Genomic DNA, 13,817 nt, shown 5'->3' on the forward strand with positions numbered 1-13,817 from the left:
CTACATTCGCGGTTCAGGACGTAAAATCGTGATGCTGAGGGGTCAGACCTACTATTCGCCAGCAGTATCCTCAAGGGTGGGGCTATACGAACGAAGCCCGCCTTCGCGGGCTAATGTTAGATTAACAAAGCTGGTTGTATGTGGGATTTTGTAAGAGAAATCAAAATTATAAGTGAACCTGCATAAATACTGAGTATAGCTAAAGAATACATATTAGAAGCTACTGACTACATTAAATATGGACTCCAATTAATACATTACGTTTAAAGCTCATTTCTCATAACTTCACGCGCTCTGGGTGCATCTATATTCAGACGGCGCCGCTGTTGCGCGAGTCTTTAAATATAACTGAGCTTTTTAGTGAGCCAATGACTGAACTTTCTTGTGAGCCAAAACTGTGGCTTGTAGTGTTTGTAGGCTTTCGGTACATTTATTGTAGAAAGACCACAAGGTTTTCCGCTGTAGATAAATCGTTATTTCTATAACAGTTACGAGCCATATTGAACACAAAATTATAGTTTAAGTGGGATGAATATTTTTCACTTAACGTAAATAAGGAGAAAAAGTCATGCTATCTATCAAAACACTAAAAATTACTATTGCTCTGACATTATCAACTGTAGTTATGGAAATGCATAATCCACCATCAACGTTGGCAAAACAAGTAACTAAAACTAATTCAGTATTGGTTACATCAAATAAGCAACCTCGAAAAACGTCTAATTTATTCAAGTTGTTTAGTTATCCAAAGCAACCTCGTATTTCTCGCTAAGAGCTTTAGAACAAGAAACTTATGAAGAATTGGCAGTATATTACAGACCAAACTTTTCTCAATAAGCTTAAGTTTATTGATTGGCAAGCGATATTTTTGAGACTAATCAGTTCTAATGAAGGTAGGGAGTTTACCTTATCCCAAGCTATTCTTGCAATAGAGCAATATGGGTTATTTCTATACTTAATCAGCAAGTATCCACATAAAAAGATGGTTCCGAATGAGGAGATAGATGTAGTACTACATGCTCACATTGCAAATACTGAGCAGTTTGAAAAAGACTGTATTAATCTCTTTGATACGAAGCTTGTACATGTTCCCGAAGTGGGAGTTAGAGCGGAAGAACGACAAGATTGGTTACTGACTTTTGCTCAGACTCACTTATTGTTCAAGCGAAACTTTAGGCAAGATACGATGGGTAGTTCAATACCTGCTTGCTGTGAATTACTTTTGAGCTTTACATAATGTGTTGTTGGCAGTGTTTTATTACTGCCACTCAGCACCAATAATTGTTTACTAATCTGTGCAATACCAAATTGAGGTTTATTATGATTTCATCTCGAATTGCTCGAAAATTACTTTGTCAAACTCTGGGTGTTACAGCAGCTTTTCTTTCTTTAGTTTCATACCGAGATATTGTATACGGCGCCGAGCCAGCACCAACTGCAACTCAAACTCCATCTAAATCTAATTCAGTAGATATTGAAGATGAAAAGCCAATTTATCCAATAGCAGAAAAGATTATTCGCGCAAACGGACTTGATGATAACCCGTGGCGCCTGAAAGTAGATAATGAATATGATGATAACGCTTCTGCTAAAGATGTTAACCAAATCGTACTTCTGAAAGGATTGCTAGATAAAGTAGATGGTGATGAAGCTGCAATAGCTTTTATCCTTGGGCACGAAATTGCTCACCATACACAAAAACATATGTATTCATACACTGCTTTTGCTGCGAAGTTAACGAAACAGTTGCAGGCAGAAGTTGACGCAAAAGTTCAAAATATAATTGCAACGGAAACAAAGAAATTTGAGACAGCAAGAAGTACCAAGCGTCGTGGTAAATCCTTGTGTCCAAGTCAAAATACCGCTAAAAAACCTTCTTTATCAGCATTTCCAGAATATGTGGCTCTTAATTGCGAAGGTAAACCAGATTCTAAGAAGATTGAACAACTAAAAGAGCAAATTATAGCTGAAAAAGAACCAGAATTGTACAGTCAAATTAAAAAACTTAGTCGTCAGCAAGAATATGAAGCTGATAAATTTGGTTATATGTATATGGTGCGCGCGGGGTATAGTCCAGAAGGCGCCTTGCGTGTGCTAAATTTGATGTCACGTTTACCTTACTATGATACAGAAGATAGTAGTCATCCATCTTTTCCTGATAGACTTAATGCGATTAAAGAACTCATGACTAAATATCCGGCGCCAGCTTTAGTTGCTGAAGGTGAAACTCGTTTGCGTCTCAATCCTCAACCTTTGACTTACGATGTTTCCAAAGATGGAGAATCTTTGCGAATTAATTCTCGGTTTGGTTCGCAACGACAAGTCCCACCTGCCTAAACCTGGACAGGGCTTGCGATGCCCACTCCACAAGAGTATTTTGAGTAATTTTTTAATTTGTAATTCCCTGAAAGCCCAAGCACTTACTTGGGCATCATAAAAGAAAAAGGGAAAAATAAATGCAAAGCCTTAGCTCAAGAGAAACTGACCACACTATTGCTCTACTCCGCGAACAAAACGCCTTGCTGATGAACATACTGGGTGCTTTGACTAAGCCTAAGTTAGGGTTACATAACGATAACCCAGGCGGGATGAAGATTTACTGTAACCGCCAACATGGTTCACTTTGGTATACACTTCAAAACGGTGAACCAGTTCCTGTTCAAGCAAATGCCCTAACTGGATACCTACGCGCACTAACCTTTGAGAAATGTACGCGCCGTAATAAAGAAGTTTCTAAGCTTCTGATTACCATTCAAGGTGATATGCCGTATTTGCTAGAATGTGGCTCAGACACACAATTTTGTAAGGGTATTTTAGCGGCAGTCGCGTGTTTATCCCCTAACCAACTATCAAACCTGCTCACAATTTCGCCTCAACCAGGAGACGATGATAAGGTGTTATTTGCGCGCGTGTTTATTGGTGGACAGTTAATTTTGACTAAATATAGTGAAGACAGCGACTGGCGAGATATAGCAAAGCAGGCACTCGCAAATGTTAAAGGCGCCAACCAAGACGTGGTTGACCAACCGTTTTAATTAGCTGTGGTATTGAAAAGCCGTTTTTTGGTAGTTCAAAAGACGGCGACCGTTCGGTTTGATGGTTTCTGTGGCTAGCTAAATTGTTTGAAGCACTTTACGTAAGTTCGATGAACCTCTCCCCAACCCCTCTCCGTGTCGGCTACAGTGTACACACATCTTGAATAAACACCTTATTTTCCTCTGTTTGTGTCCTTCGTGTCTACCCTGCGGGAAATCCTTCGGATTATGTGGTTTTTCCTTTTGATGAACCACAAAGACACAAAGGGCACAAAGGAAGAGAAGTAAAGAGAAGAAAAAGAGACTTGTGTGTACACGGTAGCTCCGTGTCGGAGAGGGGCAAAGATATTATTATTTTGAGCTGTTTTGTTGTGGTTGTATGCATTTCTATTGTAAGCTTAATCAGAGCGCGCGGAGCAAACAAATACCTCATAATATTTTTCCCTTACTTATTTTTAATCTACCGACTCAAAAACCTGTTGAGCAGTTAAATTTAGCTGTGGAAAAGTAGGAGATACAATGCGGTTATTACCCGTAAATGGTGTCATTTGGTACTCTCCATCTACCAATTCACACACAAAAATTGTAGGTATTTTAGGATTACCGATAAATTTACGTCCGCCGAATGCTTTATAATCTGTAATCCAGTATTCAAGGATGCCCATGTCTTCATAGTCAGCAAATTTTTTATAATAATCGTCCTGCCAATTTGTTGAAACAACCTCAACAACTAATGGTACGGATTCAGGATAAATAAGAGTGGATTGCTTTTGCCATAAAGGTTCATTTTTAAGGTTATCGCGGTTGACTACCATTACATCAGGTATAAAAGCTGATTTAGCTGATGGTGGCTTAACTAACGCAGTTTTAGGAATGCGGTAGGGTAAGTTAAATTGTTTAAATTCGCTTGCTATTTCTTCAATTAAAAATCCTAAAACATCTTCATGGTCGCCAGTTGGTGGGGGCATTTCAACAATTACTCCATCATATAGTTCGTATCGTTTTCCGTCGTTGGGATACCATTCGATAAATTCATCGAACGTGTATAGTTTTAGTTCAGGTAAGGTTTGTGCCATAAAATTTCTTTCTTATTTTATTGAGTGAGAATCAAGCATTTTTTGCTTGGCTACCATAGTTATTATATATAAAAATTTAAGCCTTAAATTATAAATACCCTAGGATAACTCACTAGAATTACAAGCTTACTTAATTGGGAAAGAGTTAGAAATAAAAGTACCTAACTTTCATCTTGCCCAGTAGAATTTAAATTTTCTAGCCACTGCTGAATAAGCGCGCGCAACTTCTGTCGGTAATCAGGAATCGATTTTATCGCGTCATACTGCGATTGTGTTACTCGAATTGAAATAGTTTGTACCAACGGTTCATCTTTTTTAGGTAATGTCATTTGTAAAGTTTTGTATACAAAGCTTGAATAGGTACGAGTGCATAGGCTTTCATTTAAATAGGTAGGGATAAAGTTCTCAGGCTATCCCCTACCTATATCTAGTACACAGTACCAAGACAATTTAATTATATGCATAACGTGACGTTTGAGCGTTCTCGCTACCTTGCGGGCAACATCCTAGAGTTACAAACACTTGCGAAGCTCTACGGTATTCCTCCTATGGGTAGTCCCGGTAGTAAGCTCAATTGGGTAAATTCTCTAGTTGAGTACTTACCAGAGGCAAAAGTAGTTACATGGGGTATCCCGCGCGATGAGCAAGCGTTTATGGTTCAAAGTTAAAAAATGAGTTTACTTGAAACTCTTAAGTTTGTAGACAATGAACATAACCCGAACGCAATACAGTTGGCTATCGCTCTTTTATGTCTCTAGCGAGAGAAAAATAATATGCTAACCTCGAATCCGCCTTAAAGCCTTGATTCTAAACCTTGTTTCCACGTCGAGGCTAAAAATTCTGATTTTTAACAAAGTACGGAAAAACAAGGGTTTTAATTTTTATTTAGCGAGAGTAATAGAAGAGCGCTATACTCGCGCGCTTGATAGAGTTACGCCCAAAATATTATGACCTAGATCAGTTATTCAACGAAAAAGGGCTTAAAGCTGAAGAGATATCATGTACTGAGGCTTTATGGAAGATATACCAAGCTAGGCAACTACTAAATGAAACGCTTAATATCATGTCCGGGAATGTAACCATAATAAAATCCTTGTAGAGACTCGAAATTTCGCGTCTCTACATTGTCGGGAATTAGGGGTAATCAACCGGACATGATATAACTTGATTTTTGATTTGTAAGCAAATTAAGGGAAGGGCTAAAAATTCTTCCCTTTTTTATTGCGACTGCGCTCTCGTTAGGAGATACTAAGTAACGATATATCGCGTCTTTATTATTATCATCATTACCTATCCCTTAGCTTTGCATACTCGCAAATTTTCGCGCGCTTCTGGATGGGTGACAAAATAATCTTGCAGCCAATCGCAACCCCGCGACAGCAACCCATCCAAATTATCAACCCGCCACACCTTGGCGATACCGTCCACTGATGAAGTGACAATACGCTGCCCATCTGGGCTAAATTTTGCACTGTAGACTACTCCCTGATGTCCTTTGAGGTCAGCTAGCAAGTTGCCTTTGGTGTCCCACACCTTGGCGGTACAGTTACAAAATACTTAGATACCAAATCAGCATTTTTTAGAAGAAGTCGTTTTAACTCAGTCCCATCAACTACACGAATAGGTATTCCTGTAACTTTTGGTGCATCGTTAACCCAATCAAGAGCAACAGATGTAAGATTTCCGTCTGTAACTAAGAGCGCTTTATCAATATTTGGGTTACTTTTGGCATGAAGAGCTAGTTCTCTGAGACTTCGTAAATCTGCACGTGACTCTCGATATAATTTAGTTTCAAGAGCATATACATCACGAGCTTCGGCGCCAAACGGGTCTTTGTGACGGAATTCGACGATGGCATTAATACGATTATCTTTTTTCTGGAAATGCAATTTAATAAAGCCAAGTTTTTGAAGAAGTTCCACTACGAGTTGTTCAAATATTTGTGAAGATAATTTATCAAAGTCAATTTCTGGAGTAGTTCTAAGTGCATTAACAAATCTCTCCAGGTTTTGCTCGACTGGGTTTCTTAAATCGAAATGCTGGTAAGCAGCAAGTGACGATGGAATATCACAATCATCTAATAGTACGGGTATAAGAGTAATGTCTCGGATTTGCAATTCTTTAAGGGCAACTTCAATGTCATGGTTACAGCAAAAACCTGTTGATTTAGACAGCAACAATATCAAGTAGGCATTTGCTGATACCGTAGTACGGTTAAATTCAATCCAATTTATACCAGCATGAAGTTATAAAAGCGAAACATTAAGCCCTCTAGAACAAAGTGCTTCCATCAGTATTTGTGCTACTATTTCGTCTGCTGTCGTGTAACTTATAAATACATTTGGTTTTTTCATAACTTCACTTTTGCTCTAGGGTAAGAAGTTAAACTTATATGTAAAAGTATACTATAATCAACTTATATTTGCTAGAGACGTGATTCATGATGTCTCTATGTGTTTACTATAATCTAGTTCTTGAAGTAAAATTTGTGTTTCTTCTGCTTCTGGTAGCATTCCTAATTTTTCAAAATTATCTAATGCTTTAATTCCCCAATCACGAGCTTCTGCTAAATGATTTCGTGCTTTTGCTAAATTAGATAATGAGCGTTGACAAAATGCTGTGCGACTTTTATCTTGATTTGCCTCAGCTACACGCAGTCCTTCTGTTAAGAATAGTTCTGCTTCGTTGAGGCGCCCTTGTTTAATGGCGATTTCGGCTAACCAATTTTGTGTACAATATATCGCGCGGCGCCAGTCTAATAATTGTGCGTGTTCTAATGCTTCTTGAAAGCTAGTCAATGCTTGCTCGTATTTTTTATTTTTGTAGAGAATTTCGCCTTGATAATAGCGTATTTGTACTAATTGCCGTAGTCGTTGGTTTTCATCTAATTGTATATGCTCAAATAACTCCATTGCTTGACTAAACCAAGTTTCTGCCTCTTCAAATCGTTGCTGTTGAATGTGTAAAACTCCTATATCTTTAGCTAAACTCAATATAAATAATGGTTCTTGATGGTGACGAAGTTCCCAAGCTTTTGTAAATAGTTCCGAAGCTTCTTCTAACTGTTTTGGCTTACCCATTGAGGTGAGAGTCCAAGCACGGTCAACCATTACCTTTGCAGCAACTGCCCAATCTCCACGTTGTTCTGCTACTTGAATTAACCATGCTGTCCAGGTAATGCGGTCGTCCCAGTATTGTAAACGGCTTTCGCGTCTGCCCATTATATGAGTGTATGCTTCTATGTTTTGCCAAAGCTTTAACATCTCCATGTATCGACCCTTTACCATACACCACTCAATCACGGCTTGCAAAGAAAGCCATTCGTCTAAACCATCAAATTCACTTTGCCATTCTTTAGCATCTTGTTTTGCAAACCTTTCAGAAAAGCTCAAATACCAACCTATCCATCTTTCTCTTGCTTCTGCTTCAAATTCTGGACGCGCGCTAAGTTCACCCAATGCATATTCGCGAGTTAATGGCAACATACTATAGCGATTATTCTCTTGTCTAACTAAAGACAGTCCTCGTAACCGCGCTAAGTCATTATTTATTGTATTATTTTCAGTGTTAGGCGCCGCAACTTGCACGAGGGCATCTTGTAAAGCGGGTATAGGAAATAGTGCAAGTGCCATTAATAACTTGTGGGCTGTTTGTCCTTCGAGTGGTTTCACTGAAGTTTCAAAGCAAAAGCGCGCGACATCTCCTGTAGATTTAGACACCCCAGACAACACTTCTTGAATAGGATAGCCATTTGCTAACTGTCCAATTGCATAGCTTATAGCAACTGGAATACCCCCTGTCATTTTATATAATGCTTGAGAATCATGGGTGCTAAGAGATACACCTTTTTCTTTTGCCTCGTGCTTAATTAAACAAAGACCATCTTCTTCTGGCATCGATGTTAACCGCACAGGAACAAAAATAATTTGCTCGCGCGTGGTAATTACAGCTTTAACTGTTGGTGGTAACTCATACAAAAACGCTAGAACATCCTGCTGATTTTCCACCGTTTCCAAATTATCTACAATAAGCAGGGTGCGTTGGCAAGAAAGAGCATCTTTAATTAAATCTAATTGCTCTTCAAAGCTTATACCTGTAATCTCTAAACCTAACACGCGCGCTATCTGTTGAAAAATATCTAGTAGAGTTTTGCGCGGCGCCAAACTAGGCAAAAAACCAAATGGGGTAAGATAATATCGCTTGGCTGAAGTAAATATAATGATATCAAAGGTAGGAACACCTAAAAAAGCTTCGTTGTTGTAACTAGCATGTAAACAGCGATAAGCAGCTTCCACAACAAGAGTAGTTTTACCTACACCTCCAATACCATCAACGCTAACCAAATGTGCTGCATGTCGGGTTGAAAGCAACTCCAAAAGTCTAGCTATTTCCTCTTCTCGACCAATAAAATTAGTGCAACTGGGAGCAGGCAGGTTGTGACGTAAACTTTTAATGGGAGGCGCCGAAGTAGGTGATTGAACTGGAGTAATTTCGCTAGCGTCACTTCTAATCGGCTCACTCAGTATTTTTTCAAGCACAAGCATCACAGTATTAATGCGGACTTTTCGCTCCGTTGCTTCTGATAATAATTCCCAAAGTTTTGGACAAAAAACCCGCTGTACTGTGCTGTCAGAATACCCAGTAATATGAATATCTCTAAGCTTTTTTCCTTGTAAAACTTGCTCCAGGATGCTTTTTTGCACATCAGTCAAAGACCTTCCTGTTTTAGGAAAGACCAGAGCATCTGCCACGCTTACGAGTTCCGATATTTTTTCAGTAACCATCGGTTAGCACCGCTCTCATTACTCCTTGTAGTGAGCTTAACCTAAATGAAGCAAAAATTTTATACTTTTAGATAAAGTCAGCGAACAAACTGAAAATGTTGAATATTATGAACTAAACAGTTGAATATAGAAGTGAAATTTACTATACAAAATGACTAATACTTTTGATACTCTATAAGCAAAACTTTAGATTGTCTTATTTTGCATTATGGGGAAACGAGACACTATGCGCCAAAACTTTGCCCAGTGGAATGTTGGAGATGTAATTTTAGACTTGTATAAAATTACTGATATTCTTGAAGAAGGCGGTTTTGGCAAGGTTAAAACACCAAGGTTGGAATATTGACCTAGCCGTTAAAATTCCCAAGCTAGAAATTAGAGCGGCAGCAGGGGGTATAGAAAATTTTGAACGCGAGGCAGAAACTTGGTAGAAATGGTACTTTTGTCAACAGCACAAAAATTGGGCAACGTGAACTCGACCAAACCCCAGAATAAGGCACCAAACTAACATTTCCAGAATATGACTTGAAAACAAACGACGAGAAGTTGGTGCGTGACGCTACAAGTCTTAATAATTACCTTGAAATTTTTTCATAGCGTCACACACCATACATTTTTAATGTACTAATTGCTCCCGTCCTATCCTCAAAACACTTAAAAGTATGTATACTAAACAGCGCGCGACTTTAAAAGCTTCCGAATCAGGAAAAACTAAAATTAAGCAAGCTAGAATAAACAGGGGTTGGATTAGAGATGATAAGAGATGGCTTGAGCAAGCTACAGAAATTCTAAAGCGTACTGGTATTAAGGGTGCAGTTGCTACACAACCTACATGGAGACGCTTCTTGGAAGCTAATCGTCGTATTGAGGCTGAGACCTTCAAAGCTTTTTGCCAAATGTTAGGTTTAGATTGGGAAGATGTGGTGGAAGATGCAGCTAATAGCAATATAGATTTGAGCGAGGCACCTCCTCTTTCAAGTTTTCATGGTCGTACAAAAGAACTAGCTGAACTTGAGCAATGGCTGCAAGAACGTTGCCGATTAATAGTTATCTATGGAATGGGAGGAATTGGCAAAAGGGCTTTAGCTCGGCAGTTGGTAGAAAAGATAGCTAATAAATATGATTATCTAATTTGGCGTTCTTTGGAATCTGCGCCACCGTTTCAACAATTTTTGACAGAATTAGTGGAGTTTTTATCCAAAGCGCAGAATAGTGAAGTTAATGTTTCACAATTGATGCAGTGTTTAAATCAGCAAAAGTGTATGCTTGTGCTGGATGCATGGGAAGAGATAACCAGTGATAATAGCGAAGATTATGAGGATTACTGTGATTTGTTAAAACGAGTTGCCTCATCTTCTCATCAAAGTTGTGTCTTATTACTTAGCCGAGAAACTCCAAGAAATATCGAATCTTTAGAGGGACGCTTTGTTCGTTTACAAAAACTGGGTTCTTTAACACCTGAAGAAGCAAAAGAAATTTTAATTGCTGAAGGTTTATCTGGTACACCTGATAAATTAGAAGAATTTAGTTTACGCTACAGTAACCCGTGGATACTGAAGAGAGTTGCGAAGATGGTTCAGAATGTATTTGACGGAGAGGTCTCAGACTTTGTTGAAAATACGTCGGTGTTTGTTGATAATGTAATTACTGAATTCTTAGACAACCAATTTAGGCAATTATCCGAATTAGAAAGAAACGTTATTTATTGGATTGCGATTAGACGTAATACAGCTTCATGGCATCAATTGGTTGAAGATAAGGCTAATTTTTTAACTTATGAACAGCTTTTTCATACTATAAATTACCTAATGCGAGGACGTTCGCTGGTCAATAAAAATACACACGATATACCAATAATTTATACATTGGAGCCTGTGATTTTAAAATATACTACTAACCGTTTTGTTGAAGAAGTATTTAGACAGATTAGTCAAACTATAAAAAGTCAATCTATTCAAGGTTTAGAGCTTTTTATTACTCATAGTTTTGTAACAGCTAATGCAGATGAAGAACTTACTGAGCAACAGGTTAGACGGATTGTTAAAGTTGTTAAAGAGAAGTTATTGTTTAAACTAGGAAGTCAGAGTTTTGAAAATGAGTTAAGAAAAATTTTATCTTTGCTTGAAGATAAAGGGTTTCAAGGATATGGGCACCAAAATATTTTGAGTTTAATTTCATAATATTTAAAACGCTGTAGAGACGCGATTAATCGCGTCTCTACATCATGTTGTAACGTTTATACATGTAACATGTAACGTCTATGCTACAACATTACTTCTTGAATTTGTTCTAATGCCCAATCAATTTCTTCTTGATTAATTACAAGTGGTGGGGCAAAGCGAATTACATTATCGCGCGTTTCTTTTGCTAACAAACCAAGTTTCGCTAGTGCTTTACAAAAACGTCTGGCACCTCCTGCTTCATCATATAATTCTACACCAATAAGTAATCCTTTACCGCGTACTTCTTTGATGTGAGGACTTTTTATTGAGCGGAGTTTGCTTATAAAGTATTCTCCTAGTTGCGCTGCACGTTGGGGTAATTCTTCCTCTATAATTACATCGAGTGCTGCTATACCTATCGCTGCTGCCAGTGGGTTGCCACCAAATGTACTACCGTGGTCTCCTGGGTTGAAGACGTTCATTACTTCGTCGGTACTTAAAAATGCTGAAATAGGATAAAAACCACCTGAAAGTGCTTTGCCAACAGTGACACCATCTGGTTGTACTCCTTCATGCTGGAACGCAAACATTTTACCAGTGCGTCCTAAACCTGTTTGAATTTCATCGAATATCAGCAGTACGTTGTTTTGACGACAAATAGTTTCAGCTTGTTTTAAGAAACCATCGGGAGGTACTATAATTCCACCTTCTCCTTGAATGGGTTCAACTAAAAATGCTGCGGTGTTTGGTGTAATTGCTGCTTGTAATGCGTTTGCGTCACCGTAAGGTATTATTTTAAATCCTGGTGTTAAGGGAAAGAAACCGTCTTGATATTGTTCTTCAGTGGAAAAGCTGATGAGACTTATAGTGCGTCCAGAAAAGTTATTGCTGCAAACTATAATTTCTGCTTGATTTTTTGGTACGCCTTTTACAGTATAAGCCCATTTTCGGATGGCTTTGATTGCTGTCTCTACTGCCTCGGCGCCTGAATTCATTGGTAGTGCTTTACTCATACCAGAGATTTGGCACAGTTTTTCATAAAATAAACCTAGTTTGTCATTGCGGAACGCGCGCGATGTCAAAGTTACTTTACTTGCTTGTTCTACCATTGCTTCTAAAATTCTCGGATGGCAATGTCCTTGATTTAAAGCTGAATAAGCACTCAAACAATCTAAATATCTTTTTCCCTCAGTATCCCAAACCCATACTCCTTTACCTTCTGTAATTACCACGTCTAAAGGATGATAATTATTGGCGCCGTATTGATTTTCTAACTCAATGTAATAATCTGAATTGGTTTTCATACTTTGAGTAGCTGGATTGGTAGATGTAGTTTGCATTATGAAAAGCCTCTATTTTGATAAGTTACTCGACATTTTTCTAGACAAGTCTAACCGACACAATATTTACCTCGTTACCGTAAAAACCAGGTAAATATCATCAACATTGATGATTGTGCGTAACTGATGCATAATAGCGCGCTTAAGATAACTGAGTTATTACTGAAATCTCAGTTAAATACAAAGTAAATTTTACGGAAATCCACGTAAAAACACTTACAAGCATGGAAAACTAGTAATTATGAAGATATGTGTCTTTACAATATTTCTATAAGCTACTAAAACCACTTGCCCACTCGATTTGAGCATACGACTTGAGACGCATCACTTGCGTTATCATTGATTTAATCTGATGCTGCGTTGCCTTTATAAAAGTCATCTAGACCTCAACAAAGAATTTAGTTAACACTGTAACAATTTTTTTAAGATAGTCTCGGTTTAATGACAATTAAAACAATATTCTGCAAAAAAAGCAAGTAAGTAGTTATAAATCAAAATAAATATCAATCTTACACTTAAATTGAATATAATTATTTTTACATATTTTTTTATTTAGCGTTGAAAATTAACTAGTTAAAGTAGCTCTACTCAAGTTGGTGCCTGTTAAATCTTGTCTCTCAAAATTATAAAAAGCATAGCACTATTAATAATTCAGATGATGGTGCGTGACTGCACTTTAATTTTTATTTTTAGTGAGGTTTGTCGAAGCAGTCACGCACCCTACGTTAATAATTAACGCGCGGGTGGCGCCTCTGGTGCTTCTGGAGTATCGGGTAGTTTTTGCTGACGCTGTAGATATTGACTTAGTAAATATGCCATTTCTCCGCGCGTCATTGGTTTCAATGGTAATAAATTACCTTGCGAGTCGGTACTGGCAAATCCTTCGGAGATGACGGTGGCAATAGCTCTTTTTGCCCATTGGGGAATTGATGCTTTGTCTGGATATGCTGCTAAAATTTCGTTTACTGTTTCGTCGGGGAACTGGAATACTCCATATGCTTGGGCAAATATTGCCATTGCTTCCGCGCGTGTAACTCGCTGGTTGGGAAAAAATAAGTTGTTTCGATACCCACGCATGATATCGGTTTTTAAAACAGTTTGAATATCATTGTAAGCCCAATGCGAAGGAGGAACATCAGCGACTGTTATATTCTCTTTCGGAAGGTTAACACGTTTGTTGAGTCTAAACGCTTTTACCATTATTGATGCTAATTCAGCCCTACTAACTAGCCGTTCTGGGTAAAATTGACCATCGGAGAAATTACTCATTAAATTAGCAGCAATTACTTGTGATACTGGGTCTGTGGGCTTTGCTGCTACTGATTGAGTTTCTGTAACTTCCGCATTAACACACAGGGGCTGTGATAATAGTAATGCAACAAACGAAAGTGTACTAATAAGCTTACGCATGGTTATTTTA

Annotated in this window: 13 protein-coding genes; 6 read left to right on the forward strand and 7 right to left on the reverse strand. The window is 38.2% G+C overall.

From position 1 onward, the window contains the following. Positions 1–568: 568 nt before the first annotated feature. The 4 genes from AC2JBO_RS23300 (at position 569) to AC2JBO_RS23315 (ending at position 3,035) form a co-directional block, all read left to right on the forward strand. Positions 569–772, forward strand: a complete 204-nt coding sequence (locus AC2JBO_RS23300; protein WP_496956016.1) for a hypothetical protein — start codon at positions 569–571, stop codon at positions 770–772. Between the two features lie 21 nt (positions 773–793). Then, positions 794–1,237 carry a glycine-rich domain-containing protein gene (locus tag AC2JBO_RS23305; RefSeq protein WP_496956017.1) on the forward strand — a complete coding sequence of 148 codons (444 nt, stop codon included), beginning with the start codon at positions 794–796 and terminating at the stop codon, positions 1,235–1,237. Between the two features lie 83 nt (positions 1,238–1,320). After that, positions 1,321–2,337 (forward strand): M48 family metallopeptidase, encoded by a 1,017-nt coding sequence (locus AC2JBO_RS23310; protein WP_496956018.1) that lies wholly within the window; start codon positions 1,321–1,323, stop codon positions 2,335–2,337. 119 nt (positions 2,338–2,456) lie between these two features. Beyond that, a complete protein-coding gene (locus AC2JBO_RS23315; RefSeq protein ID WP_496956019.1) occupies positions 2,457–3,035 on the forward strand; it encodes a hypothetical protein in 579 nt (192 codons plus the stop codon). 455 nt (positions 3,036–3,490) lie between these two features. Here the strand turns inward: AC2JBO_RS23315 and AC2JBO_RS23320 are convergent, their stop codons facing one another. Continuing rightward, entirely contained in the window at positions 3,491–4,111 is a 621-nt protein-coding gene (locus AC2JBO_RS23320; protein ID WP_496956020.1) for a Uma2 family endonuclease, read from the reverse strand. Positions 4,112–4,272: 161 nt separating this feature from the next. Further along, the gene (locus AC2JBO_RS23325; RefSeq protein ID WP_496956021.1) at positions 4,273–4,440 is read right to left on the reverse strand and encodes a hypothetical protein; all 168 of its coding nucleotides are present in this window, start codon (positions 4,438–4,440) and stop codon (positions 4,273–4,275) included. 129 nt (positions 4,441–4,569) lie between these two features. Here AC2JBO_RS23325 and AC2JBO_RS23330 point away from each other — a divergent pair, with 129 nt between their 5' ends. Further along, a complete protein-coding gene (locus AC2JBO_RS23330) occupies positions 4,570–4,779 on the forward strand; it encodes a hypothetical protein (protein WP_496956022.1) in 210 nt (69 codons plus the stop codon). A 622-nt stretch (positions 4,780–5,401) separates the two neighbouring features. Here the strand turns inward: AC2JBO_RS23330 and AC2JBO_RS23335 are convergent. The 3 genes from AC2JBO_RS23335 to AC2JBO_RS23345 all read right to left on the reverse strand — a co-directional run bounded on the left by AC2JBO_RS23335 (position 5,402) and on the right by AC2JBO_RS23345 (position 8,895). Then, the gene (locus AC2JBO_RS23335; RefSeq protein ID WP_496956023.1) at positions 5,402–5,644 is read right to left on the reverse strand and encodes a WD40 repeat domain-containing protein; all 243 of its coding nucleotides are present in this window, start codon (positions 5,642–5,644) and stop codon (positions 5,402–5,404) included. After that, positions 5,617–6,345: a restriction endonuclease gene (locus tag AC2JBO_RS23340; protein ID WP_496956044.1), complete on the reverse strand. Its 729-nt coding sequence runs from the start codon at positions 6,343–6,345 to the stop codon at positions 5,617–5,619. The genes AC2JBO_RS23335 and AC2JBO_RS23340 overlap by 28 nt, the downstream gene beginning before the upstream one ends. Before the next feature lie 204 nt (positions 6,346–6,549). After that, on the reverse strand, positions 6,550–8,895 hold the full coding sequence (locus AC2JBO_RS23345) for a helix-turn-helix domain-containing protein (protein ID WP_496956024.1): 2,346 nt from the start codon (positions 8,893–8,895) through the stop codon (positions 6,550–6,552). A gap of 662 nt (positions 8,896–9,557) precedes the next feature. On the opposite strand from AC2JBO_RS23345, the gene AC2JBO_RS23350 reads away from it, so the two are divergent. Continuing rightward, the gene (locus AC2JBO_RS23350) at positions 9,558–11,075 is read left to right on the forward strand and encodes an NB-ARC domain-containing protein (RefSeq protein WP_496956025.1); all 1,518 of its coding nucleotides are present in this window, start codon (positions 9,558–9,560) and stop codon (positions 11,073–11,075) included. A gap of 83 nt (positions 11,076–11,158) precedes the next feature. Here the strand turns inward: AC2JBO_RS23350 and rocD are convergent, their stop codons facing one another. Then, positions 11,159–12,397 carry an ornithine--oxo-acid transaminase gene (rocD, locus tag AC2JBO_RS23355; RefSeq protein WP_496956026.1) on the reverse strand — a complete coding sequence of 413 codons (1,239 nt, stop codon included), beginning with the start codon at positions 12,395–12,397 and terminating at the stop codon, positions 11,159–11,161. Between the two features lie 732 nt (positions 12,398–13,129). Next, positions 13,130–13,807 (reverse strand): S-layer homology domain-containing protein, encoded by a 678-nt coding sequence (locus AC2JBO_RS23360; RefSeq protein ID WP_496956027.1) that lies wholly within the window; start codon positions 13,805–13,807, stop codon positions 13,130–13,132. Positions 13,808–13,817: the final 10 nt, after the last annotated feature.

The organism is Calothrix sp. CBUCES-K 9914 (assembly GCF_059640475.1).

Excerpts from the sequence above, each read along its gene's own strand:
- AC2JBO_RS23300 (WP_496956016.1), top strand. The coding sequence starts at position 569 with ATGCTATCTATCAAAACACTAAAAATTACTATTGCTCTGACATTATCA.
- AC2JBO_RS23320 (WP_496956020.1), bottom strand. The coding sequence starts at position 4,111 with ATGGCACAAACCTTACCTGAACTAAAACTATACACGTTCGATGAATTT.
- AC2JBO_RS23360 (WP_496956027.1), bottom strand. The coding sequence starts at position 13,807 with ATGCGTAAGCTTATTAGTACACTTTCGTTTGTTGCATTACTATTATCA.
- AC2JBO_RS23315 (WP_496956019.1), top strand. The coding sequence starts at position 2,457 with ATGCAAAGCCTTAGCTCAAGAGAAACTGACCACACTATTGCTCTACTC.
- AC2JBO_RS23325 (WP_496956021.1), bottom strand. The coding sequence starts at position 4,440 with ATGACATTACCTAAAAAAGATGAACCGTTGGTACAAACTATTTCAATT.
- AC2JBO_RS23345 (WP_496956024.1), bottom strand. The coding sequence starts at position 8,895 with ATGGTTACTGAAAAAATATCGGAACTCGTAAGCGTGGCAGATGCTCTG.
- AC2JBO_RS23330 (WP_496956022.1), top strand. The coding sequence starts at position 4,570 with ATGCATAACGTGACGTTTGAGCGTTCTCGCTACCTTGCGGGCAACATC.
- AC2JBO_RS23310 (WP_496956018.1), top strand. The coding sequence starts at position 1,321 with ATGATTTCATCTCGAATTGCTCGAAAATTACTTTGTCAAACTCTGGGT.
- rocD (WP_496956026.1), bottom strand. The coding sequence starts at position 12,397 with ATGCAAACTACATCTACCAATCCAGCTACTCAAAGTATGAAAACCAAT.
- AC2JBO_RS23305 (WP_496956017.1), top strand. The coding sequence starts at position 794 with ATGAAGAATTGGCAGTATATTACAGACCAAACTTTTCTCAATAAGCTT.
- AC2JBO_RS23350 (WP_496956025.1), top strand. The coding sequence starts at position 9,558 with ATGTATACTAAACAGCGCGCGACTTTAAAAGCTTCCGAATCAGGAAAA.